The 26,418-nt window shown below is 71.1% G+C and carries 27 protein-coding genes and 1 pseudogene; 19 read left to right on the top strand and 9 right to left on the bottom strand.

Features of this window, described 5'->3' with window-relative positions:
* Positions 1-102: 102 nt before the first annotated feature.
* Positions 103-1,065: a GlxA family transcriptional regulator gene (locus ABEA43_RS22305; RefSeq protein ID WP_345564487.1), complete on the top strand. Its 963-nt coding sequence runs from the start codon at positions 103-105 to the stop codon at positions 1,063-1,065.
* A gap of 2 nt (positions 1,066-1,067) precedes the next feature.
* Positions 1,068-1,691, top strand: coding sequence for a DJ-1/PfpI family protein (locus ABEA43_RS22300; protein WP_345564486.1), 624 nt, complete (start codon positions 1,068-1,070; stop codon positions 1,689-1,691).
* A gap of 597 nt (positions 1,692-2,288) precedes the next feature.
* Here ABEA43_RS22300 and ABEA43_RS22295 read toward each other — a convergent pair.
* Positions 2,289-2,906, bottom strand: a complete 618-nt coding sequence (locus ABEA43_RS22295) for an ArsR/SmtB family transcription factor (protein ID WP_345564484.1) — start codon at positions 2,904-2,906, stop codon at positions 2,289-2,291.
* 67 nt (positions 2,907-2,973) lie between these two features.
* On the opposite strand from ABEA43_RS22295, the gene ABEA43_RS22290 reads away from it, so the two are divergent.
* Together ABEA43_RS22290 and ABEA43_RS22285 are read left to right on the top strand one after the other, a co-directional pair.
* Positions 2,974-4,245 (top strand): MFS transporter, encoded by a 1,272-nt coding sequence (locus ABEA43_RS22290; RefSeq protein WP_345564482.1) that lies wholly within the window; start codon positions 2,974-2,976, stop codon positions 4,243-4,245.
* Positions 4,246-4,301: 56 nt separating this feature from the next.
* Positions 4,302-5,108 (top strand): serine/threonine-protein kinase, encoded by an 807-nt coding sequence (locus ABEA43_RS22285; protein ID WP_345564480.1) that lies wholly within the window; start codon positions 4,302-4,304, stop codon positions 5,106-5,108.
* A 41-nt stretch (positions 5,109-5,149) separates the two neighbouring features.
* Here the strand turns inward: ABEA43_RS22285 and ABEA43_RS22280 are convergent, their stop codons facing one another.
* On the bottom strand, positions 5,150-5,899 hold the full coding sequence (locus ABEA43_RS22280; protein ID WP_345564478.1) for a lysophospholipid acyltransferase family protein: 750 nt from the start codon (positions 5,897-5,899) through the stop codon (positions 5,150-5,152).
* Between the two features lie 18 nt (positions 5,900-5,917).
* The gene (locus ABEA43_RS22275) at positions 5,918-7,084 is read right to left on the bottom strand and encodes a cytochrome P450 (RefSeq protein ID WP_345564476.1); all 1,167 of its coding nucleotides are present in this window, start codon (positions 7,082-7,084) and stop codon (positions 5,918-5,920) included.
* Between the two features lie 54 nt (positions 7,085-7,138).
* Between ABEA43_RS22275 and dhaK the strand changes: the two genes are divergently transcribed.
* The 3 genes from dhaK to ABEA43_RS22260 are packed head-to-tail and all read left to right on the top strand — an operon-like array spanning position 7,139 to position 9,133.
* Positions 7,139-8,119: a dihydroxyacetone kinase subunit DhaK gene (gene dhaK, locus ABEA43_RS22270; protein WP_345564475.1), complete on the top strand. Its 981-nt coding sequence runs from the start codon at positions 7,139-7,141 to the stop codon at positions 8,117-8,119.
* The gene (gene dhaL, locus ABEA43_RS22265) at positions 8,119-8,745 is read left to right on the top strand and encodes a dihydroxyacetone kinase subunit DhaL (RefSeq protein ID WP_345564474.1); all 627 of its coding nucleotides are present in this window, start codon (positions 8,119-8,121) and stop codon (positions 8,743-8,745) included. Before dhaK ends, dhaL begins: the two co-directional genes overlap by 1 nt.
* A 13-nt stretch (positions 8,746-8,758) precedes the next feature.
* On the top strand, positions 8,759-9,133 hold the full coding sequence (locus tag ABEA43_RS22260; protein ID WP_345564472.1) for a PTS-dependent dihydroxyacetone kinase phosphotransferase subunit DhaM: 375 nt from the start codon (positions 8,759-8,761) through the stop codon (positions 9,131-9,133).
* Between the two features lie 55 nt (positions 9,134-9,188).
* Here the strand turns inward: ABEA43_RS22260 and ABEA43_RS22255 are convergent, their stop codons facing one another.
* From ABEA43_RS22255 to ABEA43_RS22230, 6 genes and pseudogenes are all read right to left on the bottom strand, one after another.
* Positions 9,189-10,847, bottom strand: coding sequence for a thiamine pyrophosphate-binding protein (locus ABEA43_RS22255; RefSeq protein WP_345564470.1), 1,659 nt, complete (start codon positions 10,845-10,847; stop codon positions 9,189-9,191).
* Positions 10,844-11,617, bottom strand: coding sequence for a cyclase family protein (locus tag ABEA43_RS22250; protein WP_345564468.1), 774 nt, complete (start codon positions 11,615-11,617; stop codon positions 10,844-10,846). Before ABEA43_RS22250 ends, ABEA43_RS22255 begins: the two co-directional genes overlap by 4 nt.
* A gap of 63 nt (positions 11,618-11,680) precedes the next feature.
* On the bottom strand, positions 11,681-12,979 hold the full coding sequence (melA, locus tag ABEA43_RS22245) for an alpha-glucosidase/alpha-galactosidase (protein ID WP_345564466.1): 1,299 nt from the start codon (positions 12,977-12,979) through the stop codon (positions 11,681-11,683).
* 9 nt (positions 12,980-12,988) lie between these two features.
* Positions 12,989-13,819, bottom strand: a pseudogene (locus ABEA43_RS22240) (endo alpha-1,4 polygalactosaminidase).
* 257 nt (positions 13,820-14,076) lie between these two features.
* Positions 14,077-14,670, bottom strand: coding sequence for an Rv1352/Rv1906c domain-containing protein (locus ABEA43_RS22235; protein WP_345564465.1), 594 nt, complete (start codon positions 14,668-14,670; stop codon positions 14,077-14,079).
* Positions 14,671-14,691: 21 nt separating this feature from the next.
* Positions 14,692-15,120, bottom strand: a complete 429-nt coding sequence (locus ABEA43_RS22230; RefSeq protein ID WP_345564463.1) for a CBS domain-containing protein — start codon at positions 15,118-15,120, stop codon at positions 14,692-14,694.
* Positions 15,121-15,258: 138 nt separating this feature from the next.
* Between ABEA43_RS22230 and ABEA43_RS22225 the strand changes: the two genes are divergently transcribed.
* From ABEA43_RS22225 to ABEA43_RS22170, 12 genes are all read left to right on the top strand, one after another.
* Positions 15,259-16,650, top strand: coding sequence for an aminopeptidase P family protein (locus tag ABEA43_RS22225; RefSeq protein ID WP_345564461.1), 1,392 nt, complete (start codon positions 15,259-15,261; stop codon positions 16,648-16,650).
* 141 nt (positions 16,651-16,791) lie between these two features.
* Complete coding sequence (locus tag ABEA43_RS22220; protein ID WP_345564459.1) at positions 16,792-17,583, top strand: MlaE family ABC transporter permease; 792 nt, start codon at positions 16,792-16,794, stop codon at positions 17,581-17,583.
* On the top strand, positions 17,583-18,437 hold the full coding sequence (locus ABEA43_RS22215) for an ABC transporter permease (RefSeq protein WP_345564457.1): 855 nt from the start codon (positions 17,583-17,585) through the stop codon (positions 18,435-18,437). The genes ABEA43_RS22220 and ABEA43_RS22215 overlap by 1 nt, the downstream gene beginning before the upstream one ends.
* 4 nt (positions 18,438-18,441) lie before the next feature.
* On the top strand, positions 18,442-19,461 hold the full coding sequence (locus ABEA43_RS22210; RefSeq protein ID WP_345564456.1) for an MCE family protein: 1,020 nt from the start codon (positions 18,442-18,444) through the stop codon (positions 19,459-19,461).
* 1 nt (position 19,462) lies between these two features.
* The gene (locus tag ABEA43_RS22205; RefSeq protein WP_345564454.1) at positions 19,463-20,506 is read left to right on the top strand and encodes an MCE family protein; all 1,044 of its coding nucleotides are present in this window, start codon (positions 19,463-19,465) and stop codon (positions 20,504-20,506) included.
* Positions 20,503-21,531 carry an MlaD family protein gene (locus ABEA43_RS22200; RefSeq protein ID WP_345564453.1) on the top strand — a complete coding sequence of 343 codons (1,029 nt, stop codon included), beginning with the start codon at positions 20,503-20,505 and terminating at the stop codon, positions 21,529-21,531. The genes ABEA43_RS22205 and ABEA43_RS22200 overlap by 4 nt, the downstream gene beginning before the upstream one ends.
* Entirely contained in the window at positions 21,528-22,550 is a 1,023-nt protein-coding gene (locus ABEA43_RS22195) for an MCE family protein (RefSeq protein WP_345564451.1), read from the top strand. The genes ABEA43_RS22200 and ABEA43_RS22195 overlap by 4 nt, the downstream gene beginning before the upstream one ends.
* Positions 22,547-23,551, top strand: coding sequence for an MCE family protein (locus tag ABEA43_RS22190; protein ID WP_345564449.1), 1,005 nt, complete (start codon positions 22,547-22,549; stop codon positions 23,549-23,551). The genes ABEA43_RS22195 and ABEA43_RS22190 overlap by 4 nt, the downstream gene beginning before the upstream one ends.
* Complete coding sequence (locus ABEA43_RS22185) at positions 23,548-24,879, top strand: MCE family protein (RefSeq protein WP_345564447.1); 1,332 nt, start codon at positions 23,548-23,550, stop codon at positions 24,877-24,879. The genes ABEA43_RS22190 and ABEA43_RS22185 overlap by 4 nt, the downstream gene beginning before the upstream one ends.
* On the top strand, positions 24,876-25,607 hold the full coding sequence (locus ABEA43_RS22180; RefSeq protein ID WP_345564446.1) for a hypothetical protein: 732 nt from the start codon (positions 24,876-24,878) through the stop codon (positions 25,605-25,607). The genes ABEA43_RS22185 and ABEA43_RS22180 overlap by 4 nt, the downstream gene beginning before the upstream one ends.
* Positions 25,608-25,624: 17 nt before the next feature.
* On the top strand, positions 25,625-26,212 hold the full coding sequence (locus ABEA43_RS22175) for a 4'-phosphopantetheinyl transferase family protein (protein ID WP_345564872.1): 588 nt from the start codon (positions 25,625-25,627) through the stop codon (positions 26,210-26,212).
* A 10-nt stretch (positions 26,213-26,222) separates the two neighbouring features.
* Positions 26,223-26,399, top strand: coding sequence for a hypothetical protein (locus ABEA43_RS22170; protein WP_345564444.1), 177 nt, complete (start codon positions 26,223-26,225; stop codon positions 26,397-26,399).
* Positions 26,400-26,418: the final 19 nt, after the last annotated feature.

The following is a 26,418-nucleotide window of genomic DNA, read 5'->3' as shown; positions in this document are numbered from 1 at the left end:
TTCGCGCCGAAGAGCCCCCGGTCCTGCCCCGGGGGCTCTTTGGCGTAATGTGCAATATCCGTGTCATTGACGCCATGACCCGGCCGCGAACAGCATGAAGACATGCAGCGACGGATCCTGATCGTCGTCTTCCCCGGCTTCCAGCTCCTCGACATGGCCGGCCCGGCCGACGTGTTCGCGACGGCGGGCCTGCTCTCGCCCGGGGACGGCTACGTGGTCGAGGTGGGCGCCGTGCGCGCGGGTCCCGTGCCGGCGCACAACGGCGTCACGGTGGGCGCCGCCGCGCTCGGCGAGGTCACGGGGACGATCGACACGCTGCTGGTGGCGGGCGGGCTCTCCATGCCCGAGCAGGTCCGCGACCGGGAGCTGGTCGAGACCGTCGCCCGGCTGGCCGGGACCGCCCGGCGCGTCGCGTCGGTCTGCAACGGCGCGTTCCTGCTGGCCGAGGCCGGGCTGCTGGACCACCGGCGGGTCACCACGCACTGGCTCGCCGCCGACGAGCTGGGCAAGAGCTACGCATGCGTCGAGGTGGACGCCGACCCCCTCTACATCGAGGACGGGAACGTCTGGACCTCCGCGGGCGTCCTGGCCGGCGTGGACCTCGCGCTCGCGATGGTGGCCAGGGACCACGGCCACGCGCTCGCCCGCGATGTCGCCCGCGGGCTCGTGGTCTACCTGCACAGGCCGGGTGGGCAGAGCCAGTTCAGCACACCCATGCGGGCCATGACGCCGCGCAGCGAGCCGTTGAGGGAGTCGCAGGGCTATATCGACGCGAACCCGGCCGCCGACCTGAGCGTCCCCGCGCTCGCCGCCCGCGCGGGGATGAGCGCGCGCCACTTCTCGCGCGTCTTCACCGAGCAGACCGGCCTGTCACCCGGCCGGTACGTCGAGCGCAGCCGGGCCGACACCGCCAGGCGGCTCCTGGAGGTCACCGGGCACCCGCTGGACACGGTGGCCAGGGAATGCGGGCTCGGCACGCCGGAGACCCTCTATCGCGTCTTCCACCGCCACTGGCGGATCTCGCCGGGCGATCATCGCCGCCGGTTCCAATCCAAGGAGAGTTGAGCATGCGCATCGCCATCCCGCTCTATCCGCGTTTCACCGCGCTCGACGCGGTCGGGCCGTACACCGTGCTGGCCTTCGCGCCCGGCTGCACCGTCACGTTCGTCGCTCCCGAGCGGGGCCCGGTGACCGACGATCAGGGGACGCTCACGCTGCTCGCCACGGCCTCGTACGCGGAGCTGCCGGATCCGGACGTGGTCCTCGTGCCGGGCGGGCTCGGCACCTTCGACGCCCTGGGCGACGAGGCCCTGCTGGAGTGGATCCGGCAGGCCGACACGCACTCCCGGTGGACGACCTCGGTGTGCTCGGGATCGCTCCTGCTGGGGGCGGCGGGGCTGCTGCAGGGCGCCAAGGCCACCACCCACTGGGCCCTCATGGGCAACCTGGGCGCCTACGGGGCCGAGCCGGTGACCGAGCGGGTGGTCACCAACGGCAAGATCGTGACGGCGGCCGGGGTGTCGGCGGGGATCGACATGGCGCTCACCCTGCTGGCCCAGGCGGTGGACGAGGAGACGGCGCAGGCCGTGCAGCTCGCGATCGAGTACGACCCGCAGCCGCCGTTCAACGCCGGCTCGCCGAAGACGGCGCCGGAGGGGCTGATCGAACGGGCGATCAACCTCCTCGTCTGACGAGTGCGGCAGCGCCCCCGTCCCTCCAGCATGGGACGAGGGCGCTGCCCGTCCGGGCCCGTTGTCCGGCGAGCCCGGAGGTCTTCGGCCGCCGCCGATTCAGGGCGGTCTACGGCGTGACAAGGGCAGCGGTGCCGCCGGGCAGTGCCCGCTCCACCGGCGGCACCGCGCCCGGAAATTGGGCCCGGAATTGGGCCCGGAAATTGGGCCCGGAATGGGGCCCGGCCATGGGCCCGGCTGTGCGGCCGGCATGAGGCTGGGCTCGCGGGCGCGCCCCCGCGGGCCGCCCGTGAGGCCCGCAGGCCGTACGGCGAGTACGCCGTGACCGTCCCGCCGCGCATCCGGCGACGGGATGGAGCGTTCCACAACGCCGCCAGCGGGTCCCCGGCCCATGGGCCGGTCACCATCACGTCGCCGCCGCGTGCCATGTCGAGTCCCTCGCCTGGTGAAGGGCTGCTCAAAAAGAGCCGGTGAGGTTGGAGACTATGGGCTCCGGCGGCGGCCTGGCGTCAGGGCGGCACCTAGGGATTTCCCTAGGATGTGATCGCGCCGCCACCCCTGACCGGCTCCCACCGGCCCGGCCGCACACGGGGCCGCCTACTCCCCCTCCTCACCGTCGCCCGCCCCGATCGGCAGGACGTCGAAGTGGACCACCACGTGCCCGGCCGCCCGGTCCTGGGATCCGGCGGCGGCGTCCTCCCGCACCCGGCGGTCCGACAGCCCCCGGTATCTCTCCAGCACCTCGAACACCGCGTCCCGCATCTCCCCCGTCTCCGCCGCCGTGAGCCGCAGCGACCGCCGCCCGAACCCGCTGGCCTGCACCCACTCCTCCGGCGCCCCCGCCGCCTCGGCGCGCCACCGGGTCAGCTCGGCGCCACGCTGGCGCACCAGGTCGTCCAGCAGGAACTCCAGCGCGCCGGCCGCCTCCGGATCCGGCGGCGTGTCGCCGTAGGTGAAGCCGCCCAGCACGATCCGCCAGTACTTCTCCTTGCCCCGCCCCATCCCCTGCGCGACCTCGATCATGCCGTGCTTGGCCAGCTCCCTGAGGTGGTAGCTGGTCGCGCCGGTGTTCTGCCCGACGAGGGCGGCGAGCTTGGTGGCCGTGGAGGGCCCGTGCTCGTCCAGCAGCTCGTAGATCCGCAGCCGCAGCGGGTGGGCGAAGGACTTGAGGGCGTTCGCGTCGAGCGTACGGCTGGAAAAGCTCTTGCTCTTCATCTTGTGCAAGCCTATCTTTGCAAAGGAATCCATGCACACTTTTCCTTACACACTATCGGAGTGAGCCGTGACAAGTCTTGGGCGGGCGTTCGGGTTTCTGTGGTCCTCCACCGCGCTGTCGAACGTGGCGGACGGCGTGCTGAAGGTCGGCGCCCCGCTGCTGGCCGTGTCGATGACCCGCTCCCCCACGCTGGTGTCCCTCGTGGGGGCGGCCGCCACGGCGCCCTGGCTGCTGTTCGCGCTGCACGCGGGCGCGATCGCCGACCGGGCCGACCGCCGCCGCATCATGGTCCTGGCGAACGCCGCCCGCACCGTGATCCTCGCCGCCGTCGCGGTCCTGGCCTGGCTCGGGCTGCTCGACCTGTGGCTGCTGCTCGCGGCCGTGCTCCTGGCCAGCGTGAGCGAGGTCTTCGCCGACCTCTCTGCGCAGTCCATCCTGCCGACGGCCGTGCCCAGAGAGCACCTCACCAGGGCGAACGGGCGCGTCTCGACCGCCCAGATGATCGGCAACGACTTCCTGGGCGCTCCGGCGGCCGGCCTGCTCGTCGCCGTCCTGCCCGCCGTCGTCTTCGGCGCCCCCGCCCTCCTGTACGGGCTCGCGGGGCTGCTCCTGCTGGGCATGCGCGGCGCGTACGGACCGGACCGCGCCGGCACCCCCGCCACCCCCGTCACCTCCGCGCGGCGCCCGTTGCGGCAGGACATCGCTGAGGCCCTGCGCTACCTCTGGGCCCACCGGATCCTGCGCAGCCTGGCGATCACGGCGGGCCTGCTCAACCTCGCCAACGCCGCCTACTTCGCCGTTCTCGTGCTGTGGGCCGTCGGCGAGGAGTCGCCGATCGGCCTGAAGCCGCACGAGTACGGCCTGATGACCACCGCCTTCGCCGTCGGAGCGGTGCTCGGGTCACTGCTGTCGGGCCGTGCGGCCGGGCGGTTCGGCGAGTTCGGGACGCTCGCGGGCGCCTGGCTCATCTCCAGTCTCCTGCTCCTGGTGCCCGTGCTCGCGCCCTCCCCCTGGACGCTCTATCCCACCGCCGTGCTGTGGGGCCTGACGGGAGCGGCGGGCAACGTCCTGGTGATCTCGGCCAGGCAACGGCTCATTCCCGCGGAACTGCTCGGGCGGGTCAATTCGGCATATCGGCTCGTCGGCATGGGTGGCATGCCCCTCGGAGCGGCTCTCGGGGGCGTCGTGGCCGAGTTCGCCGGGCTTGGAGCCGTCCTGGCGGGCTCCGCAGGAGTATGTTTGGTAGCCGTCGGACTGGTGTGGCGCGCTTTGTCGGATCGAATTTCTAGGCCCTTGACCAGCGAACCTACACTTTCCGACATATCCGGATCACGTTAGGCACCCTAGAGCCTGTGCTGAGGTGACATGATTATCCCCGAGCTTGAGGGGATGGTATGCGGGAGATCGGCGGACGGTACCTCCTGAACGAGGAGGCCGGTCGTGGGGGTATGGGAGTCGTCTGGCGGGCGTTCGATCAGCTCCTCCACCGTGAGGTGGCGCTTAAGGAGCTGACCTTGGCCGGTGAGGCCGAGATGGTACGCCGCCGGGTGCTGCGTGAGGCCAGGATGGCCGCTGGCCTGACGCACCCGAACATCGTGACCGTCCACGACCTGATCGAGGAAGGGCGCAAGCTCTGGATCGTCATGGAATACCTCGACGGGTTGTCGTTGCACCAGTTGCTCTCGCAGGTGGGCACGCTGCCCGCGCAGTCGGTGGCCGCGATCGGCCAGCATCTGCTCGCCGCGCTGCGCACCGCGCACCAGGCCGGGGTCCTGCACCGTGACGTGAAACCCGCCAACGTCATGCTGACCGGCGACCGCGTGGTGCTGACCGACTTCGGCATAGCCACCGCCGAGGGCGACATCCGGATGACGACGTCGCGGCGGCTGCGGGGCACGCCCGCGTTCATGGCTCCCGAGCGGCTGCACGGCGGTCCGGCCAGCAAAGAGGCCGACATGTGGTCCTTCGGCGCCACCCTCTACAGCGCCATCGAGGGCCAGCCGCCCTACCCGGGGCAGGACGCCGCGACGGTGCTCGGCATGGCGCGGAGCGGCCCCTACCCGCCGCCGCGCCGCGCGGGGGTGATGCGCCCGCTGATCGAGGGCCTGCTCTACCACGACCCGGTCCGCCGCTACACCCCGGAGCAGACCGCCGGTCTGCTGGCGGGCATGCGCTCCAGCAGCTACCAAGCCGCCATCTGACCTGCCCCCCGCGCCCCGCAGGTCCGGGGCGCGGGCAGGGGTCAGTCTTCCTTCTTCGCCCTCGCCTCGGCCTCGGCCGCGTCCATGGCGGCGGCCTCCTCGGGCGTCGGGGCCGTGCCGCCGAGGTGCGCGGGCTGCCACCACACCCCCTGCGGCACCTCCGGGTAGGTGCGCTGCGCCCGGTCCAGCAGCGCCGACATGCGGGTGTAGAGGTCGGCCGTGTGGTCGTTGACGTTCTCCCCGCGCTTGGGGTGGATCGGCTCGCCCACCAGGATGGTGAGCGGCACGTGCCGCTGCGTCAGCTTCCTCGGCCGGCCCTTGGTCCAGAGCCGCTGGCTGCCCCACAACGCCACCGGGATGACGGGCACGTTGGTCGCCTGCGCCATCCGGATGGCGCCGCTCTTGATCTCCTTGACCGTGAACGAGCGGCTGATCGTCGCCTCCGCGAACACGCCGACGACCTCTCCCGCCTTCAGCATCCGCAGCGCCGTCGCGTAGGAGCCCGCACCCGCGCCCCGGTCGACCGGGATGTGGTGCATGCCGCGCATCAGCGGCCCGGAGATCCGGTGGTCGAACACGTCCTGCTTGGCCATGAACCGCACCAGCCGCTTGGACGGCAGCGTGGCGAACCCGGCGAAGATGAAGTCGAGATAGCTGATGTGGTTGCTCACCAGCACCGCTCCACCGGTCCGCGGCACATGCTCGGTCCCCTCCAGATGGAAGCGGACGTCGAGCATGCGAAAGAGGGTCCGCGCGGCGGCTATCACCGGCGGGTACACGATCTCAGCCATGACCAGAAGGTAGCCTACTCAGGCAGGTTTCACGGTAGTCGGGAGCCTGGTCATCCCCCGTATGTTACCGTGCGTAGTCCTGGTGATGCCCGCCGCGTCGATGTCGTAGCCGGGCGCGACGGCCTTCGTCAGCTCCTCCAGCGTCACCCTGGCTTCGAGGCGGGCGAGCGGGCCGCCGAGGCAGAAATGCCGCCCGGCGCCGAAGCTGATGGCCCTGCCGGTGTCACGCTCCAGGTCGTAGGCGTCGGGATCGGGGAAGACGCCCTCGTCCCTGTTGGCCGAGCCGATCAGCAGCCACATCTTGGCGTCGGCGGGGACGCGGGTGCCGTGCCACTCCGTGGCACGGGTGAGGCGGCGGGCGACGCCCTGGGCGGGGGTGTCGTAGCGCAGCGACTCCTCCACCCACCGCGGGATCGCCCCGCCGAAGGCGGCGGCGCGCTGGTCCGGGTTGCGCCACGCCCAGAACCAGGCGGCGCCAAGCAGATGGGTGGTGGTCTCCGCGCCGGCCCCGATCAGCAGGAACAGGAACGCGACGATGTCCTCGTCGGTCAGCTCCTCGTCGGCCACGAGCACGGAGACGAGGTCGTCGCGCGGCGCGGCCCGGCGTTCCGTGATGATCTGCCGGTAGTAGTCGGCGAGCGAGATGACGGACTTGATGCCCTCTTCGGCGATCTGGCCGCCGGGGTCGGCACCGAGCATGGGCGCCATTCTGCGGCGGACGCCCGCGCGCTCGGACGGCGGCACGCCCACCAGCTCGGAGATCACGTCGAGCGGCAGCTTGGCGGCGATGTCGCGGGCGAAGTCGAAGGTCCCGCGCTCGACCGCCTCCTCGACGTATCCGCGGGCGATCTGCCTGATCATGGGTTCGAGCGCGGCGACCCGGCGCGGGGTGAAACCGCGGGAGATCGTGGCGCGCATGCGGGTGTGCTCGGGCGGGTCCATCGCCACGAACGACAGGAACGTGCGCGCCTGCGGGCCGAAGGCGCCCGCGTCGAGCACGGGGCCGTGGTCGCTGGACAGCAGGGCGCTGTCGGTCAGCGCGGCCGCGACGTCGGCGTGCCGGGACAGCGCCCAGAAGCCGAGCTCGGTGTTGTGGTAGATCGGCGCTTCCCGGCGCAGCCGCGCGTAGACGGGGTACGGGTCGTCGTTGACCACGGGATCGTAGGGGTTGTAGAAGACATCCACCCCGACCACGCTACGACGCTTGCGCCTTAGTGAAAACGGGCAGATCTTGTGACCATGAAGAAGCTCATCAACACGGCAGACTCCGTCGTTGAGGACGCGCTGAACGGCATGGCCGCGGCACACCCCTCGCTGCGGATCCACGACCGGGTCGTCTACCGGGCCGAGGGCCCGCGCCCGGGCAAGGTCGGGCTGGTCTCGGGCGGCGGGTCGGGCCACGAGCCGCTGCACGCCGGTTTCGTCGGATACGGCATGCTCGACGCGGCCTGTCCCGGCGAGATCTTCACCTCGCCGGTGCCCGACCAGATCCTCGACGCGACCAAGGCGGTGGACGGCGGCGCCGGGGTCCTGCACATCGTCAAGAACTACACCGGCGACGTGCTGAACTTCGAGATGGCCGCCGAGCTGACCGAGGACGTCGAGGTGGCGAGCGTGCTGATCGACGACGACGTGGCCGTCCAGGACTCCCTCTACACGGCGGGCCGCCGCGGCACCGGCGCGACGCTGTTCGTGGAGAAGATCGCGGGGGCGCTGGCAGAGGAGGGCGCGCCGCTGGCCGCCGTCGCCGCCGTGGCGAGTGAGGTGGACGAGCGCAGCAGGTCGTTCGGCATCGCGCTGACCTCGTGCACGACGCCGCACGCGGGCAAGCCGACGTTCGACCTGCCGGAGACGGAAGTGGAGCTGGGCATCGGCATCCACGGCGAGCCCGGGCGGGCGCGGGTGCCGCTGGCGCCGGCGCGTGAGCTGGCCGGGATCGCCATGGAGGCGATCCACGGCGACCTGCCGCTGCGCGGCGACCTGCTGGTGATGGTGAACGGCATGGGCGGCACGCCCCTCATGGAGCTGTACGTGGCCTTCGCCGAGGTGACGGCGTTCGTGAAGGGGAAGGGGGCGCGGGTGTCGCGCTCGCTCGTCGGCAACTACGTGACGAGCCTGGACATGCAGGGCTTCTCCGTGACGATCTGCCTGCTCGACGACGCGCTGACCCGCCTGTGGGACGCGCCGGTCGAGACGCCCGGCCTGCGCTGGGGGCGCTGATGGAGACGGACGTGTTCGTGGCCTGGTTCGAGGAGGCGGCGCGGCTCGTGCGCGCGGACCGCGACCGGCTGACCCGGCTGGACGCGGCGATCGGCGACGCCGACCACGGCACGAACCTCGACCGCGGCCTCACCGAGGTCTGCAAGACGCTGGCCGAGGCGCCGCCCGACTCACCCGCGCGGGTGCTGTCCACGGCGGGCGCGACGCTGATCCGCCGCGTGGGCGGGGCCTCCGGGCCGCTGTACGGATCCGTGTTCCGCCAGATGGGCAAGACGCTGGAGGGTCAGGAGGCGCCGGTGACGCTGGCCGGGTTCGCGGGGGCGTTCGAGGAGGGCGTCGTGGCGGTCGAGCGGCTGGGCAAGGCGGCCCTGGGCGACAAGACGATGGTGGACGCGCTGGCGCCGGCCTCACGGGCGCTGGCTCTGGCCGTACGCGACGGGGCCGGGGTGCGGGAGGCGGCCGGGCAGGCGGCGCAGGCGGCCGAGCAGGGGGCCAGGGCCACGATCCCGATGCAGGCGCGCAAGGGCCGGGCGAGCTATCTGGGCGAGCGCAGCATCGGCCACGAGGACCCCGGCGCCGCGTCGGCCGCGCTGATCATGGCGGCGCTGGCCGCCGTGGTCGCGTGATGGAGGCCCCCTGATGGTGGGGCTGGTGCTGGTCTCGCACAGCGCCGGGCTGGCCCATGAGGCCGTGGCGCTGATCCGGGCCATCGCCGGCACCGCGGCGCCGGTCGCGGCGGCGGGCGGCACGGAGGACGGCGGGCTGGGCACCAGCCTGGACCTCATCGAACGCGCGCTGCGGGCCGTCGACCAAGGGGACGGGATCGTGGTCATCCCCGACCTGGGCAGCTCGGTGCTGACCGCGCGGCTGGTGGCGGAGGCGGGACGGGTGGTGGTGGCGGACGTGCCGTTCGTGGAGGGCGCGATCGCGGCGGCGGTGGCGGCGGGCGCCGGGGTCCCGCTCGCCGACGTGCTCGCCGCCGCCGAGGAGGCGCGCGTCTACCGCAAACTCTGACCCCCGCCGCCGCGACCCGGCGTCAGGCCGCGCGGCGGGCAGGTTTCGGTGAATTTCAGTGGCCTTTGAACGCCTCCTCCAGCCACCAGGAGCCGCGCTCCCGGGTGACCTTGGCGTGCACCAGCAGCGGCCGGTCGCGCGGTCCCTTGAGCCATTCGGCCACGCCGGTCAGGTCGGCCGCCGCGGTGACGGTCACGGCGGCCAGGCCGTGGCCCCTGGCGATGGCGGCGAGGTCGGCGGGCGGGAACGTGACCGTCTCCAGCGGATGGCCGTCCGGCCCGAAATGGTGGACCTCGGCCCCGTACGCCTCGTCGTCGTAGACCACGATCACCATGGGCAGGCCGAGGCGGACGACGGTCTCCAGCTCGGCGATGCCCATGAGGGCGCCGCCGTCGCCGAGTGCCGCCACCGGCAGCCGGTCCGGCCGGGCCAGCGCCGCGCCGATCGCCGTCGCCAGGCCCAGCCCGATCGCCTGGAACGCTTGGGTGAAGCAGAACCCGCCCTCGTCCGGGACATCCATGAACATCGAGGGATATCCCATGAAATTTCCGGAATCGATGGAGAGGATCCGCTCCGTGGGCAGGAGGTCGTCCAGGCCGATGGTGAGCGTCCTCGGGTCGATCCTGCCGCCGCCGCTGACGTCGTCGTACGGCACCGCCCGCCAGCGCCCCTCGGCCTGGATCCGGTCCGCCACCTCAGCCGACCGCGAACCCTTGGCAGCCGGTCCAAAAGCTGACCCAGGAGGGGATCCGGTGAGGTGGGCGGTCAGCGAGCGGGCGACGGTGGCCACGTCGCCGGCCACGCCCAGGTCGACGGGGACGAACGCCGCGCCGGCCGCAGACCGGTCGAGGTCCACCTTGACCACCTTCGTCCCCGGCGAGATCAGCGACCCGTGCCGGGTGGTCCACATGTTCAGCGCGCAGCCCCACCCGATGACCAGGTCGGCGTCGCGGATCAGCTCGGCGGCCAGCGGGGTCGCGAAGCCCCCGCTCACGTCGAGGTCCCACGGGCTGCCGCGGAACAGCCCCCTGGCCACCGCCGAGGTCGCCAGCAGGGCGCCTGCGAGGCCGGCGAGCTCCGTCAGCTCCTCCCTGGCGTCCCGCGCGCCGCGCCCGGCGATGAACACCGGCCGCCTGGACTCCTCCAGCAGCCGCAGGAGCTCTGCCAGCTCACCCGCGTCCGCCTCGGGCGGCTCCCCCGGAAGCGGCGCGGGGAGATCGAGGGTCCCGCCGAAGGGGGCGGCCTGGACGTCGAGCGGCAGGTTCAGCAGCACCGTGCGCCGTTCTTCGACCGCCACCCGGTACGCCTCCAGGGCCTGCTCCACGGCCCCCGCCGCGTCGGAGACCCGCATCGGGACCGCTCCCACCGCCGCCGCCAGCGCGTCCTGGTCGACGTAGAAGTTGGAGCGCACGTCCGTGGCCTCACCCGCGAGGACGATCAGCGGCGTACGGCTCTTGGCCGCCTCCGCGAGACCCGTCATCGCGTTCGTCAGCCCCGGCCCCTGATGCACCGAGACGACCCCCACGCGCCCGCTCATCCGCGCGTACGCGTCGGCCATCGTCGCGGCCCCGCTCTCGTGGCGGGCGGCGACGAAGCGCACGCCGCCCGCGACGAGGGCGTTCGTGACGTGGAAGTTGCCGCTGCCGACCACGCCGAAGGCGGTGCCGGCGCCGCGGGCCGCGAGGGCCAGGCCCACGGCTTCCGCGACGATCAACGCTCCACCAGGGCGAGCACCCGCACGGGGCTGCCGGAGCCGCCCACGATGGGCAGCGGCGGCGCGACCACGACGGCGCCGGTCACCGGCAGGCGGTCGAGGTTGCGCAGCTGGGTGAGGCCGTACTTGCCCGCGCCCAGCAGGAAGGAGTGGCAGGGGAAGGCGGGGTCGAAGGAGTGGGCGGCCCCCGCGTCGGTGCCGACGGTCTCGACGCCGAGCCCGATGATCGGGGTGTCATCGGACAGCCAGGAGGCGCACTCCACCGAGATGCCCGGCGTGTGCGGGCCGGTCTCGTCGGCGTTCAGGAACGCGGCCTGGTCGGCGGAGCGGGCGTCCCAGCCGGTCCGGTAGAGCAGCCAGCCGCCGTCGGGCAGCGGGCCGTTGGCGCGCTCCCACTCCTTGACGTGGTCGATCTGGAGGAGGAAGTCGGGGTCCTTGGCCGCCTCTGCGGTGAAGTCGAGCACGACGGCGGGCGCGATCAGGCTGCGCGCGGGCACCTGGGAGACGTCCTCGCCGTCGCGGCCGGTCACCCAGTGGACGGGCGCGTCGAAGTGCGTTCCGGAGTGCTCGCCGGTGTGGATGTCGTTCCAGTACCAGGCGGGGCCGCGGTCGTCGTAGCGGCTGATCTCCTCCAGCCGGAACGGGATCGTGTTGCCGAACGGCTCGGGCAGCTGGAGGATCGGTGTCTCGGACGACAGGGGCGCGGTCAGGTCGACCACCTCGATCGCGCCGCTGCGAACGCTGTCCACGAAGCTCTGCAACACCGACATGTCATCCTCCTTGGTGGGCTGAGCGCATCCTCCTACTCCTGCGTGACCAGTGCAAACGGGGCCTCAGCCCTTGAGCCCGCTGAAGCTCATCGTGGCCACGAAGTGCCGCTGCGCCAGCACGAAGAGCGCCTCGCACAGCGAGTCGATCTGCTCCAGGGTGAGGGTGGCGGCCGTGTTCGGGTCGGCCATCATGGCGTGCCGCACGTGCTCGGGACGGCCCTCGGTGACGGCCCGCACGGTCAGCTCGTTGACGTTGACGTAGGAGCGGTTGAGCGCCGCGCACTGCGCGGGCAGGTCGCCGACGGCGAGCGGCCGGACGCCGAGCGCGTCGGCCACGCACGGCACCTCCACCACGCAGCCCTCCGGCAGGTTCGCGACCAGGCCCCTGTTCTGGACGTTCCCGTAGAGGGTCCGGCTGGTGCCGGTGACGATGCTGTGGATGATCTGCGGGGCGTATTCCATGGTCCCCTCCGCGGTGATCGGCTTACCCGCCTTGAGCGCTGCGCGGGTGGCCTCGTACTGGCGCACGTTGTCCTCGCTGATTCCGACGTACGCGTCCACGGGGATCCGCAGGCGCTCGATCTCGGCCTGGTCGTGCAGGTACCAGGGCACGTATTCGGACGAGTGCTCGCTGGTCTCGGTCGGGTAGTACCCGAGCCTGCGGTACATGTCCACCCGTACCCGCCGCAGCAGCTCCGGATCGCGGGCGATGGCCTCGTCCAGCCGCGGGTACAGGTCCTCGCCGCCGGACTCGAAGCGCAGCATCCACGACTGGTGGTTGACGCCCGCCGCGAGGTAGGTCACCTCCTCGTACGGCACTCCGACCAGCTCGGCCAGGTCGTGGGCGGTCCAGTAGATGGAGTGGCACAGGCCGACCACCTTGCGCACGGGGGTGGCCGTGGCCAGGTACCAGACGTTCATGGCCATCGGGTTGGTGTAGTTGAGCAGCCACGCGCCGGGGCACACCTCGGCCATGGCCCGCCCGATGCGGTCCAGGGCGGGGAACGTGCGCAGCGCGCGGAAGATGCCGCCGACGCCGATGGTGTCGGCGATCGTCTGGCGCAGCCCGTAGCGGGCGGGCACCTCGAAGTCGACGCGGGTGGCGTCGATCATGCCGACCTGGATCATGTTGATCGCGAAGTCGGCCCCTTCGAGCGCCCGCCGCAGGTCGAGGTGCGCGGAGATGGTGACCTTGCTCCCGCCCGCGATGACGCGGGCGGCCGCCTCGGCGGTCTCCAGCCGCTCGGGGTGGATGTCGTGCAGCGCCACCTCGAACTCCCCGAGATCGGGGAACGCGACCAGATCGGCCAGCAGGCCCTGGGTGAACTCGACGCTTCCCGCGCCGAGGAAGACGATCTTCATGACGTCCGATCACACGCCACGGCAGGGCACCCGATAGGCGTCGAGCTCGTACTTCTTCTTCAGCGAGTTGAAGTTCTGGGCGTTGGACTTGGCGCAGAAGGCGGAGGTCGCCAGGTTGTACTCGACCTGGAAGACGGCCTTGCCCGCCTTGACGAACTGGTCGTAGCCGTAGGCGCCGTTCTGGGCGGTGGTGCACTCCTTGTGCTCCCAGCACTCCTCGTTGACCGCGAAGTCGAAGTACGGCAGAAGCTGCGGGATCTGCTCCACGTCGTTCTTGAGCGCGACCGACAGTCCCCGCTTGAGCGCCTCGTTGGCGAACCAGGCGTTGTAGGCGAGCTGGTCGGCGGCCTTGAGCGGGAAGCCGCTGTCATTGGCGTAGCCGTCCACGTTGTCGGGCTCCACGGCGTCGAACCCGGCGGCCTTTCACATGTCGAGCCGGGCCTTCATGATCTCGCCGAGCTTGCCGGTGTACTTCCTGACGTCCAGCCAGCGCTCGCCCTCCCAGTCCTCCAGGGGCGTGCCGAGCACGTCGGCGGGGAATTTGCCGGCGTCGGGACGCCAGTCCTCGAACGTGCCCGCGCTGATGTAGCAGACGACGCCGCGGCCCGGCTTGTCGGCCTTCAGCGACTTGACGATCGCGCCGTCCTTGGCCGCGAATCCATCGATGTCGTACATCTGCACGGCCAGGAACGGCTTCTTCGGCAGGGACGAGAGCTGCCACTCCCAGCTGGTGTTCAGCGCGGGCCGCCAGCAGCCGTTGCAGGCGACCGGCGCGGGCAGAGCCGCGGACTGGACCGTCGATGGAGAGGCGGGGGCGGCCTGGGCCGGGGCGGCGATCATAGCCGTGGCGGCCAGAGCGGTGGCGGACATGAGTGCGGTGAATCGCATGGACACTCCTCGCGAACGAAGGGGTTCGGATTTGTGGCGATGCGCGCTGTTCCGCACTCTCCGCTTGGCGTCCGAGCCAGGGACGCCGGAGTGGCGAGGCCCATAACCGCAGGGCGTTCACGCCAGCACGCTCAGGGGCGCCTCCCTTCCGTTGCCGGATAGAATTGCGCGTTCCTGCTCTGTTGTCCAGAGTTTGACGCACCAAAGCGTCACGCCTTGGTCCACTCCGCGCAGCCACCCGTTTGGAAGGCCTTGTCCGTGGCTTGGATCGTGACGGTGGCCGCGCCGGTCGGCATGCCGGTCGCGATGACGTCGCCCGTCGTGCCGCGCATCCGGGCCCAGAAGCACATGCTGAATCCCGGGGTCGGGCCGGCGGTCCGGTAGGTGCCCGGCTGGATGTCCGTCCCGACGAGCATCGTGCGCAGGGAGGCGGGATTGATGGCCGGGCCGGTGCTCGTCACGCCGCCGGGCGGCGGGGTGTTCTGCGGGACCCCAGTAGATGACCCAGTAGATGGCCCAGTAGAAGGCCCAGTGGGAGGTGCGGTAGTAGATCCTGTCGGGGGCGGGGTGCTCTGCGGCAAGCCGGTAGAGGGCGCGGTCCCGGTCGGCTCGGGGTCCGCGGGCTGGGTGTCCTCGACCGTCACCGTGACCGCGGGCGTGGGCTCTTCCGGGATCGTGCCCGCGCCGAAGCCGACGAACACCCCCAGCAGGAAGCCCAGCAGGGCGGCCAGCCCGGAGACGAGCAGGATGATCGTCGGACTGCTCGTGGCACGCGGGTATTCAGGAGGGGGCCCGTACATCACGGACCAAGCGTGCCACTCCTGTCAACGATGGAGGTAGTCAACCAGCGACGCCTTTTCCGTCTCCAGCTCCTCGATGGCGCTCTTGACCACGTCGCCGATGCTGACGATGCCGACCAGCCTGCCGTGCTCGACCACGGGCATGTGCCTGAACCGGTGGGTGGTCATGATCTGCCGCAGCGAGTCGACGTTCTCGCCCGGTCCGACCGTGCGCACCTCGGTGGTCATGATGGCCGACACCGGCTCGTCCAGGATCTCGGCGCCGCGATCGTGCAGGCGGCGCACGACGTCGCGCTCCGAGACGATCCCCTCGATCGTGGCGCCGTCGCTGGATACGACGACGGCGCCGATGTTGTGCTCGGAGAGCTTGGCAAGCAGCTCCCGCACTGTCGCTCCCGGCGCGACGGTCGTCACGTCGCTGCCCTTGCCGCGCAGGATCGTCCCGATGAGCATGTGCACCACCTCTGCCCTCAGTGTTCCAAGCCGTGCGTATAGGCAAACAACCTGCAGCTCCGGAGTCAAGCGGTCACGTAGGCTGCTTGCCGTACGAAATCCAGTACGAGAACCGAATTATCCCTTAGGGACGGATTGATGACCGAGTCGCTGAACACCGGAAGCCATGATCTGCCCATCACCGATGAGCTGGCCGCGTACATGCGGACGGGCTGGGCCGGCGCCGGGCGCACCGACGTGGCGGCGCGGCCGATCGCGCCCTGGGCGGCCAAGCGCCGCGCCGCGCTGGCCGCGCGGTTCCCCGGTGAGCGGCTCGTGGTCCCGTCGGGCACGCTCAAGGTGCGCAGCAACGACAGCGACTACCGGTTCAGGCCGCACAGCGCGTACTCATACCTGACCGGCGCGGGCGAGTCCGACGACGTCCTGGTGATCGAGCCGTCCGGCGAGGCCGTCCTGTACGTCAGGCCGCGCGCCGCCCGCGAGGAGGGCCAGGAGTTCTACCGCGACCGCCGCTACGGCGAGTTCTGGGCGGGGCCCAGGCCGGACCTGGCGGAGGCCGCCGAGCTGTACCAGGTGGAGTGCGCCCACATCCGCGACCTGGAGCTGCGCGGCCCGGCCAGGGTGCTGCGCGGCGTGGACGCGTCCGTGGACGCGCGGGTGCCGCGCGGCGCGGGCGACGCCGAGCTGGAGTCGTTCCTGTCGGAGATGCGGCTGGTCAAGGACGAGTGGGAGGTCGGCGAGCTGCGGTCGGCCGTGGACGCGACCGTGCGCGGCTTCGAGGACGTCGTGCGCGCGCTGCCCCAGGCGTTCGGGCACCCGAGGGGCGAGCGGTATCTGGAGGGCGTGTTCGGGCTGCGCGCGCGGCTGGAGGGCAACGCGGCCGGCTACGACAGCATCGTGGCCTCCGGGTCGCACGCGTGCGTCCTGCACTGGATCCGCAACGACGGCGCGCTGCACGCCGGGGACCTGCTGCTGCTGGACGCGGGCGTGGAGTCGGACACGCTCTACACGGCCGACGTCACGCGCACGTTCCCGCTGTCGGGGCGGTTCGGCTCCGTGCAGCGGCAGGCGTACGAGCTGGTGTACGAGGCGCAGACGGCGGCCATCGCCGCGCTCAAGCCGGGCGCCCGCTTCCGCGACTTCCACCTGGCGGCCATGCGCGTCATCTGCGACGGGCTGCGCGACTGGGGACTGCTGACGGACTCCACGGACGCGCTGATGGAGTCGGGCCTGTACCGGCGCTACACGTTGTGCAGCAGCGGCCACATGCTCGGCCTGGACGTGCACGACTGCGCGAAGTCGCGCTCGGAGGTCTACCTGGACGGCGTTCTGGAGGAGGGCCACGTGCTGACCGTGGAGCCGGGCCTGTACTTCCAGCCCGACGACCTGACCCTGCCCGAGGAGCTGCGCGGCATCGGCATCCGGATCGAGGACGACCTGGTCGTCACCGCCGGCGGCGCCACCATGCTGTCCTCCGGGTTGCCGCGCCACCCCGACGAGATCGAGGCGTGGATGAGCAGCCTGGTGTAACGGACCGATCACGTTTCGTACTTGGCTGACAAGGAGTGACCTGGGTCTCATACCTTTTCCTCAAATTCCCACGGAAGCATCGACTACTGGACAAGGCGTCAGTAGCCTGACTCATCCGTAGGCGGCGGAGGTGGTCACCCGATGGCCTTGTCCGGATACGTCGGACGCCGGGCAGGATCGGTGCTCGGCCAGGTCGGTGACCTGTTCGTGATCGTCCTGGAGGCGTTACGCCGGAGCTGGGACGTCAGGCACTGGTGGTGGGAGTTCGTCGACCAGTGCTGGTTCCTGGCCCGCGTCACCAGCGTCCCCGTCCTGCTCGTCTCCCTGCCGCTCGGCGCCACCGTGGCGCTGCAGGTGGGCGAGCTGGCCTGGCAGCTCGGCGCCGGCTCCGCCACCGGCAGCGCGGTCTTCGTCGGCCTCATCCGCGAGGTGGCGCCGCTGGCCAGCGCGCTGCTGATCGCCGGGGCCGGCGGCAGCGCCATGACCTCCGACATCGGCGCGCGCAACATCCGCGACGAGCTGAGCGCGATGGAGGTCATGTCGGTCAACCCGATCCACCGCCTGGTCACCCCGCGCATGTGGGCGGCCAGCACGGTCGCGGTCTGCCTGTGCCCGCTGGTCATCCTGGCGGGCGCGAGCGGCGGCTACTTCTTCAACGTGGTGGTGCAGGGCGTCACCCCCGGCGCGTACTTCGACGGCGCGCTGTCCCTGGTCGTGGCCTCCGACCTGTACGTCACCCTGTTCAAGGCGTGGATCTTCGGCTTCATCGCGGCCGCGGTCGCCTGCTACAAGGGCATGACGTGCGCGACCAGCCCGGTCGGCGTGGGGCGGGCGGTCAACCAGGCGACCGTGCTGACGTTCATGCTGGTGTTCACGTTCAACTACGTGATCTCGGCCGTCTACTTCCTGGCCTACCCGCCGAGGTCGCTCTGATGACCACGAGGACGGCCGGCCTGCGGCTCGCCTACCGGGGGCGGGACCTCGCCGAGCGGTTCGCGACGCTGGCCGACTGGCCGCTGTTCGTGTGGAAGGTGCTCTTCTACTCCGTCCGCGACATCGTCCTGCGGCTGCGCTACGCCAAGGTCGTGGTCCGGCAGGTGAGCGACGTCGTGGTGGGCGTCGGGGCGACGGTCATCGGCGGCGGCATGATCTTCGTGGTGTTCACGATGGCGTTCGTCGTGGGCGCGACCGTGGGCCTGCAGGGCTATCAGGGGCTGCAGGCGATCGGCGCGGAGTCGTTCATGGGCCTGGTGGGCAGCTTCGCCAACGTCCGGGAGATCACCCCGATCATCGCCGCGACCGCGCTGGCGGCCCAGGTGGGCTCGTCGTTCACGGCGGAGCTGGGCGCGATGCGGATCTCGGAGGAGATCGACGCGCTGGAGGTGATGGGCATCAACGCCTTCACCTACCTGATCTGCACCCGCGTCGTGGCGGCGCTGCTGGCGCTGGTGCCGATCTACCTGATCGCGTTGTTCGCCAGCTTCTTCGCCACCCGGCTGATGTGCACGGTGCTGTTCGGCCTGGCGCCCGGGGTCTACGACTACTACTTCTACCTGTACCTGCCGGTCAGCGACATCCTGTTCAGCGTCGCCAAGGTCGGCGTGTTCGCCTTCACCGTCGTCGTGATCCACTGCTACCACGGCTTCCACGCCACGGGCGGTCCCGTGGGCGTGGGTGTGGCGGCGGGCCGCGCCATCCGCCAGTCGATCGTCACGATCGTGCTGCTCAACCTGCTGCTGTCGTTCCTGTTCTGGGGCGGCGGCGGCAACATACCGCTGACGGGGTGAGCCGGTGGCCCGATTCGAACTGTCCCTCGCCGCCCGGATGGGCATCGCGCTCGCCGTGCTCGCGGTGCTCGCCGCCGCGACCCTGTACGTCGTACGCGCCGCCACCGAGCTGCGCGGGACCAGGATCGACGCCGTGTTCGCCCGGGCCGGGCAGGGACTGGACACCAACTCCCCCGTCAAGATCCGCGGCATCACCGTGGGCGACGTGACGAACGTGTCGCTCGACGCCAAGGGCAAGGCCGTGGTGACCATGCACGTCGAGCCCGGCGTCAAGGTGCCGCAGTCGACCGTGGCCTCGGTGGAGCCGACCTCGGTGTTCGGCCCCAAGTACGTCAACCTCAAGCTCGGCTCGGGCGAGACCACCGGCCCCTACCTGACCGCCGGAGCCGTGATCACCGCGACCGAGGACCCGCTCGACCTGTCCGACACCCTCGGCGACGCCTACCGCGGCCTGAACGCCGTCGATCCCCGCGAGGTCACGGTCATCGTGCACACCCTGGCCAAGGGCCTCGACGGGGAGGGCGAGCATTTGCGCGAGCTGATCGGCGACGCCGGGACCGTCGTCGGCGTGGCGCACCGGCAGCGGGGCCGGGCCAGGCAGTTCCTGGGCGACGCCGCCCTGCTGGGCACGGCGCTGTCGGACAAGGGCGACGACCTCGTCTCGATCTCCTCCGACGTCAACGTCATCACCCCCGGCCTGCTGGCGCGGGCCGACAAGGTGCGCGCGCTGCTCCAGGAGGTCACCTCCGTCTCCGGCCAGGTCGGCCACGGGCTGTCCGCGCACCGGCAGGACCTGCGGGCCGGCGTGCACTCCGGCGAGCGGGTGGCCGCGCTCCTCTACGCCCAGCTCGGCCTGGCCGGCGACGGCGTACGCGGGCTGAACCGGCTGGTGGACCTGCTCAACGAGCTGATCGAGGCGCAGGGGCCGGGCAACAGCCGCCAGCTCCAGGTCGAGGCGTTCGTCGCGACCGACATCTGCGAGCTCATCGTGGGCGCCTGCGGGCCGACCGACGGGAGGCGCTGACGTGGAACGGGTGCGCCGCCGGTGGACGTTCGTGCGGTTCGCGCTGTTCATCGGCCTGACCGTGTCGCTGATCGCGCTGATCACCGTGCAGATCGCCCGGGTCAGCACGGGCGGCGGTTACCCGCTGACGGCGATGTTCGACGACGTGTCCGGGCTGGCGGAGGGCGATCAGGTCAAGATCGCCGGGGCGCCGGTCGGCCAGGTGAGCGCCATCAAGGTCGTCGCCGGGCGGGCGGAGGTGACCATGGAGGTGCAGGAGGCCGTCCGGCTGCCCGCCGACACCGAGGCCGCCATCCGCTGGCGCAACGCCGTCGGCCAGCGGGTGGTCTACCTGCTGCCCGGCACCGCGGCCGGCCGGCTGGCGCCGGGGGCGCGCATCGCGCGTACCTCCTCGGTCGTGGACATCGGCGAGCTGGTCAGCGACCTCGGCCCGCTGACCCGCAGCCTGGACCCCGACCAGATCAACCAGCTGCTCACCGCCGCCGCCAAGTCGCTCAAGGGCAACGACCGGAACATCCCGCGGCTGCTCGACAACGTCAACGCCATCACCACCACGGTCAACGAGCGCAAGCAGACCATCGAACAGCTCCTGAAGGACTACGCCACCGTCACCGGCGTGGTCGCCAGGCGCGACAAGCAGATCGAGCAGCTCGTGGACAACCTCGTCACGCTCTCCGAGGCGTTCGCCGACAACCGGCAGCTCATCGACGAGTCGCTGGTGGAGCTGTCCACCACGTTCCACACCGCCAACGAGGTGCTCGGCAAGAACGCCGGCGAGCTCGGCGCCCTGGTCGACAACCTGTCGGGGCTGACCGGCGGCATCAGGCGGCACGTGGGCGAGATCGACAAGACCGTCAGCACCTTCCAGCCGCTGTTCGCCCGCGCCTACTCCACCGTCAACCGCGGCCACTACTTCATCACCGCGGTCCCCTGCGTCGCCCTGGGGGCCGCGCCCTGCCCGTACCCCATGCAGGCGCCGCCGCCGCTGCGCAACACGCGGATCCAGAGCACGAAGGACCTGCAGAAGCTCATGGTGGGCGAATGATGGCGGTCAAGTCCTTCCGCGACCGCAACAAGATCGTCGTCGGCCTGGTGTCGATGGGCACGCTCGCCGCGCTCCTGGTCGTCACGTTCCTGGTCGGCAACCTGGGCCTGCTGGAGGGCGGCTATTACATGTCCGGCGTCTTCGTGGACTCCGGCGGACTGCGCACCGGCAACGACGTCAGGGTCGCGGGCGTGCGCGTCGGCAAGGTCACCGAGGTGCGTCCCGACTACGCGCAGGGCAACGTGGTCGTCACCTGGAAGATGGACGACGACGTCCGGCTCGGGCGCGGCACCAGGGCCGACGTCGCCCTGTCGAACCTGCTCGGCGGCCGCTACGTCCGCCTCACCGACGGCGGCAGGACCCCGTACGTCGACCAGCTCCCCGAGGACCGGCGGCGCATCCCCCTGTCGATGACCGGCGTCCCCACCCTGATCAACGACGCCATCAAGGACGCGACCCGGCTGGTCGAGCGGCTGGACACGGACGCCGTGGACGACCTGCTCACCGAGCTCGGCAAGATCGACACCTCCAAGCGCGGCCGGATCACCAGGCTGCTGAAGAACATCGGCGACCTGTCGGACACGATCAGCAAGAGCGAGCCGCAGCTGCAGCGGCTCCTCGACAACGGCACCAAGGTCATGAAAATCCTGGAGAAGAAGGACAGGCAGCTCGGACGGCTCATCGACGCCATCGAGATCATGCTCAGTGAGCTGCGCAACCGCAGGAACGAGCTGCGCGTCCTGCTCGGCGACGGCAGCGACCTGGTGCAGAGCACCACGCGGCTGATCAACGAGCACGAGAAGTCGCTGGTGCAGTTGCTCGACGACAACGCGGCCATCACCACGCGGCTGAGCGGCAGCGGCAAGCAGCTCAACTCGCTCCTGGCGTGGGCCGGGCCGACGTTCTCCGGCCTGTCCACGATGGGCGGCCAGGGCCCGTGGCTGGAGGCCATCGCCACGGGCCTCGGCCCCATCAACCCTGAGGTGCTCGCCGCCATCGCCAAGGACAGGAAGGCCGATCGATGAGACGACTTCTCGCGGTCCTGATGACCGGCGTGTTCCTGGCGTCGGGGTGCTCCGTGCTGGGGGCGCAGCCGTACCGGCTGGTCGCGATCTTCAGCAAGGCGCCCTCCCTGTACGAGGAGGCGCGGGTGAAGGTGATGGGACTGGACGCGGGCTACGTGGACAGCATCCGCATCGAAGGCGACCGGGTACGCGTCGAGCTGCGCGTCGATCGCGCGGTGCCGCTGCCCGCCGGGGTGAAGGCCGTGGTCGCGCCCCAGAACACGCTGGGCGAGCGGAACGTCGTCCTCTATCCCCCGTGGAAGCCCGGCGACCGGCGGATCCAGTCCGGCGCGACCATCCCGCTGGAGCGGACCGACCTGCCGGTGGAGATCGACGACGCGCTCGACGCGTTCACGAAGCTGACCGACGCGCTCGACGACGACAAGCTGGGCGACGTGGCGGGCGAACTCGCCGACGGCGTACGGGGGCGCGGCAAGACGATCAACAACGCGATCGCGGACACCTCCGAGCTCACCAGCACCCTGGCCGAGCAGGACCAGCAGCTCATCGACCTGGCCAAAGGCCTGAACAAGCTGGCCACCAGCCTCAACCGGCGCGAGCGGCAGGTGACGGGCGCGATCGACTCCTTCGCCGAGGCCAGCGCGATCCTGGCGGAGGAGCGGCGGCGGCTGCGCGGCTTCATCTCCGGCATGGCGGACTTCGTGCGGCGCGGCGACGTGCTCATCGAGCAGTATTCGGAACGGCTCCCGCAGGCGGCGGGCACGCTGGCCGAGCTGGTCCTGACGGTCAGGGCCAACAGCGCGTCGATGGCGCAGGCGGTCAAGGGCGCGGCCGACTTCGCCGACGTGCTGGTCGACTCCTGGGACAGGAAGCAGCACGTGCTGAAGATCCGGGTGGTGCTCAACGCGATGACCAGGGCGTGGCTGACCCCGCTGTTCGAGTCGCTGAACCTGGGCCGGGTCCCGTGCCTGCCGTCCGGGCTGAGCAACTGCCCCTTCGAACGGGGAGGCCGGCGATGAGGGCCCGCGTCCTGGCCACGCTGCTCGCGCTGGGCGTCACCGCGTCGTGCTCGCTGCAGACGCTCGGCGCGACCACCGGTGACCTGACTCTGCACGCCGTCTTCGACGACGTGCAGAGCCTGGTGGCGGGGCACAGCGTGCAGATCTCCGACGTACGCGTGGGCACGGTGACCGGCATCCGCCTGGAGGGCTACCGGGCCAGGGTGACGATGTCGATCCCGGCCGAGCACCGCCTGCCGGAGGGCAGCACGGCCACCGTGGCCAAGACCTCGATCCTGGGCGAGAACTACGTCCTGCTCACCCCGCCCAAGGGCAAGGACCTGGCCACGGGGCCGTACCTGAAGAGTGGCGCCACCATCTCCGACACGTCGGTCGAACCGGACATCGAGCAGGTCACCGCGCGGGCCGGGCCGCTCATCGAGGCGCTCGGCGCGCAGGACGTGAACGCCATCCTGGACGCGGCCTCCACCGCGTTCGCCGGCAAGGGCGACGACGTCAACAAGCTGATCAAGCAGACGGCCGAGGTCACCGACGCCTACAGCGCGGCCCGCAGGGACCTCGGGACCAGCATCGACGCGCTGGCCAGGCTCGGCGACGACCTCGCCGAGGGCAGCGCCGAGCTCGACCGGCTGCCGGGCACCCTGGCGGCGGCCACCGCGCGCATCGCGCACGGGCGCAAGCACGTGAAGAAGGCCATCGTCGCGCTGACGAGCCTGGCGAAGCAGGCCAACCTCACCGTCTACCCGCGGCACGCCGCCCGGCTGCGCACATTGCTGCGTGAGCTGGGGGCGATCTCGTCGGCGATGCAGCGGGGCAAGGACGATCTGCGGGCGCTGGTGGCCAAGCTGCAGAAGTTCATCGACGCGCCGCCGGTCACGGTCAACGGCCAGGTGCTGATCTACGTCTGGCTGAAGGGCGTCCTGCTGCCGCAGCGGGACACGGGCGCCTCCCTGCCCAACCGGATCGAGGACTTCCGCCTGCTCCTGGGGCCGCCGCGATGAGAAACCGCATCTACCTGAACCTGGGCTTCTTCGTCGCGCTCGGCGTCGTCATGACGATCTGGGCGTTCAGCACGATCATCAGGCTGGACGCGATCGAGCGGCCGTACCGGGTGTCGGCGGAGTTCGTCTCCTCCCCCGGCCTGATCCGCGGGTTCGACGTGGCCTACCTGGGCGTGCGGGTGGGCAAGATCGGCGACGTCCGGCTCGCGCCCGGCAAGATCGTCGTGGGGCTCGACATCGACAAGGAGATCCGCCTGCCGAAGGGCAGCACGGCCGAGGTGCGGCGCAAGTCCGCGATCGGGGAGCCGTACGTGGAGCTCTCGCCGCCCGCCGCCGGCGTGACCGGGCCCTCGCTCGCGGCCGGCGACACCATCCCGCTGGCCAAGACGTCGGTGCCGCTCGACTACAAGAAGCTGTTCGAGGGGGTCGGCAAGCTGCTGAACGCGGTGCCGCCCGAGGACGCCAAGACGATCACCCATGAGCTGGCGGTGGCGCTGGACGGCCGTGCCCCGGCGATCAGGAACATCATCGACGACGCCCACGACCTGACCGGCACGCTGGCCGACAACGCCGAGGTGCTGGACGAGCTGTCGGTGCAGCTCACCCGGCTGACCCACACGCTCGCGGGCAAACGCGGTGAGCTGGCCGCCGGGATCGGCGACCTGGCCACGGTGACGGCCGCGCTGCGCGCCTCCCGTACCGATCTGTACGCCTTCCTCGACCAGGGGCCCGGCGTGTTCGCGCAGCTCGACGAGGCCGTCAGGACGTCCAGGCCGGGGTTCTCGTGCCTGCTGACGGCGGCCGGGCTGCCGCACGAGCCGGCGTTCTCGGCCAGGACCGAGCGGAACGTGCACCACCTGCTGAGCCTCATCCCGACCGCGCTCACCCTGGCCGACGACATCAGCGACCGGCGGGGCGGCACCGTCTACGGCAAGGCGGCGTTCGTCTTCAGCGTGCCGGGCGGGCCCACGCCGGCCGAGGAGTACGCCGGTCCCGTCGGGCCGCCGTCCGTGCCCCGGCTGCGGACCTGCCCCGACCGCGCCCCCGACGACGACGCTGCTGACAGGGCCGATGATCGGCGGGCGGGGGCCGGGCGGCCGTCCTCGTCCGTGCCGGCCGCGGCGAAGGAGACCCGGCAGGCTCCGAAGCAGACCGAGGAGGCCGCCGCGACGCCCAGCGGGGTGGCCGACACCAGCACCCCTTCCCGTACCCCGCAGGACACCGCTCCCCTGATTGCCGCGATATTCCTCGCCGTCGTGGCGTGTGGTGGCATCGTGGGCTGGATCGCGGTGGGCCGGGCCGCCCGCCGCCGTGAGGAGTCGACATGACGACCGAACAGGACATCGCCGAGGACGCCCGCCCAGCGCAAGCCGACACGGAACAGGCCCGGACCGAGGAGCCTCCAGCCAAGGAGCCCCCCGCCGAGGAGCCCCGCTCGGCGGACGCGGACACCGAGGACGCCTCCGGTGGTGCGAGGCGATCCTGGTCGCTCACCCGTGCCCGGGTGCTGGGCGCCCTGGCGGCCATGCTGGTGACCGCGATCGCCGCGACGGCCGTGCTCCAGTGGGTCTCCGCCGCCCAGGCCCAGGACGCGAGCGCCCGGCTGGAGTCGGAGCGGGCGCTGCGGCTGGAGGTCTCGGGCGCGGCGGGCGCGTTCAGCAAGGCCCTGCTGAGCTACGACTACCAGAATCTCCAGGCCACCCGCTCGACCCTGGCCGCCCAGGCCACGGGCGACTTCCTCGGCACGTACGACGCGGCCTTCGGCGGCGCGATGGCCCAGGTCATCGTCAAGCTGAAGGCGACCTCGCAGGCCACCGTACGCGAGGTCTACCTCGCGGACGTGGACGAGGCCACCGCGCACGCCATCGTCGTCGTCGATCAGCAGGTGAATACTTCCGAAGCCATCCGCTCCGTGAAGGATTCCCACCTTAAGATCAGTCTTGTGAAAGAGAAGGGCACCTGGAAGGTCCATGACGTGACCGTGCTCGGCGCGGCCTCCGAGGACCAGTACAACCTCGACGGCGGCAAAACCGCCGGCGGCGAGAAGAAGGACTGACGATCGTCCCCTTGGCGATGGGCGGCCACCCGGACGAGGTGCTCGCTCCTGACGACTGGCTCACCGAGGTGGAGCGGGAGCGGGCCGCGCGGTTCAGGTTCGAGGCCGACCGCGCCTGCTTCACCGCCGCCCACCTCCTCGTGCGACTGTGCGCCGCGGCGGCGCTGGACGCCGACCCGCGGGAGCTGACGCTGCTGCAGCACTGCGAGATACACGGGCCAGGACACGGCAAACCGTCCATCGAGCAGGCGCCCGAGCTGGGCGTCAGCCTCAGTCACACGCGCGGCTACGTGTGCGCGGCGGCCGGTCCAGGCAAGGTCGGCGTGGACGCCGAGCGCGTGCCGCCGGGCCCGCTGGACGCGCTGCTGGCCGACCGGGTGCTGACGACGCGCGAACGCGGGCTGGTCACCGGCAACGACGAGCTGATGAAGTACTGGACACGCAAGGAGGCGCTGATCAAGCGCGGCGAGCTGACGCTGGACAAGCTGCGCGCGGGCGGTGACGACCTGACGGGCCGGCACCTGCTCGAATGGAGCGCGGGGCCGGACATCAGGGTGGCGGTCATCACGGACTCCCCCGCCAGGAGGGTGGCCATCCCCGGATAAGCTTGTGCATATGTTCTACCGCAAGTCCGTCGAGGAGCGCATCGCCGATCGCATGGCCCAGCGCAAGCCACTCGAAGAGGGCAAGACCTTCGAGCACGGGCCGGCCAAGTTCGTGTTCGTGTCCTTGATCGTCGCGGTCGTGCTGATGCACGTGGTCGGGGTCGCCATCGTCATGGCCTTCAGCTGACCGCTCTGGAGCGCCCTGC

This window comes from Nonomuraea rosea (assembly GCF_039539705.1).
Taxonomy (GTDB): Bacteria; Actinomycetota; Actinomycetes; order Streptosporangiales; family Streptosporangiaceae; genus Nonomuraea; species Nonomuraea rosea.
This window is presented reverse-complemented; position numbering and strand designations above follow the sequence as displayed.

Coding starts and splice junctions, on each gene's coding strand:
- ABEA43_RS22305 (WP_345564487.1), top strand. CDS start 103: ATGCAGCGACGGATCCTGATCGTCGTCTTCCCCGGCTTCCAGCTCCTC.
- ABEA43_RS22300 (WP_345564486.1), top strand. CDS start 1,068: ATGCGCATCGCCATCCCGCTCTATCCGCGTTTCACCGCGCTCGACGCG.
- ABEA43_RS22295 (WP_345564484.1), bottom strand. CDS start 2,906: ATGAAGAGCAAGAGCTTTTCCAGCCGTACGCTCGACGCGAACGCCCTC.
- ABEA43_RS22285 (WP_345564480.1), top strand. CDS start 4,302: ATGCGGGAGATCGGCGGACGGTACCTCCTGAACGAGGAGGCCGGTCGT.
- ABEA43_RS22280 (WP_345564478.1), bottom strand. CDS start 5,899: ATGGCTGAGATCGTGTACCCGCCGGTGATAGCCGCCGCGCGGACCCTC.
- dhaK (WP_345564475.1), top strand. CDS start 7,139: ATGAAGAAGCTCATCAACACGGCAGACTCCGTCGTTGAGGACGCGCTG.
- dhaL (WP_345564474.1), top strand. CDS start 8,119: ATGGAGACGGACGTGTTCGTGGCCTGGTTCGAGGAGGCGGCGCGGCTC.
- ABEA43_RS22260 (WP_345564472.1), top strand. CDS start 8,759: ATGGTGGGGCTGGTGCTGGTCTCGCACAGCGCCGGGCTGGCCCATGAG.
- ABEA43_RS22250 (WP_345564468.1), bottom strand. CDS start 11,617: ATGTCGGTGTTGCAGAGCTTCGTGGACAGCGTTCGCAGCGGCGCGATC.
- melA (WP_345564466.1), bottom strand. CDS start 12,979: ATGAAGATCGTCTTCCTCGGCGCGGGAAGCGTCGAGTTCACCCAGGGC.
- ABEA43_RS22230 (WP_345564463.1), bottom strand. CDS start 15,120: ATGCTCATCGGGACGATCCTGCGCGGCAAGGGCAGCGACGTGACGACC.
- ABEA43_RS22225 (WP_345564461.1), top strand. CDS start 15,259: ATGACCGAGTCGCTGAACACCGGAAGCCATGATCTGCCCATCACCGAT.
- ABEA43_RS22220 (WP_345564459.1), top strand. CDS start 16,792: ATGGCCTTGTCCGGATACGTCGGACGCCGGGCAGGATCGGTGCTCGGC.
- ABEA43_RS22215 (WP_345564457.1), top strand. CDS start 17,583: ATGACCACGAGGACGGCCGGCCTGCGGCTCGCCTACCGGGGGCGGGAC.
- ABEA43_RS22200 (WP_345564453.1), top strand. CDS start 20,503: ATGATGGCGGTCAAGTCCTTCCGCGACCGCAACAAGATCGTCGTCGGC.
- ABEA43_RS22195 (WP_345564451.1), top strand. CDS start 21,528: ATGAGACGACTTCTCGCGGTCCTGATGACCGGCGTGTTCCTGGCGTCG.
- ABEA43_RS22190 (WP_345564449.1), top strand. CDS start 22,547: ATGAGGGCCCGCGTCCTGGCCACGCTGCTCGCGCTGGGCGTCACCGCG.
- ABEA43_RS22185 (WP_345564447.1), top strand. CDS start 23,548: ATGAGAAACCGCATCTACCTGAACCTGGGCTTCTTCGTCGCGCTCGGC.
- ABEA43_RS22180 (WP_345564446.1), top strand. CDS start 24,876: ATGACGACCGAACAGGACATCGCCGAGGACGCCCGCCCAGCGCAAGCC.
- ABEA43_RS22175 (WP_345564872.1), top strand. CDS start 25,625: ATGGGCGGCCACCCGGACGAGGTGCTCGCTCCTGACGACTGGCTCACC.
- ABEA43_RS22170 (WP_345564444.1), top strand. CDS start 26,223: ATGTTCTACCGCAAGTCCGTCGAGGAGCGCATCGCCGATCGCATGGCC.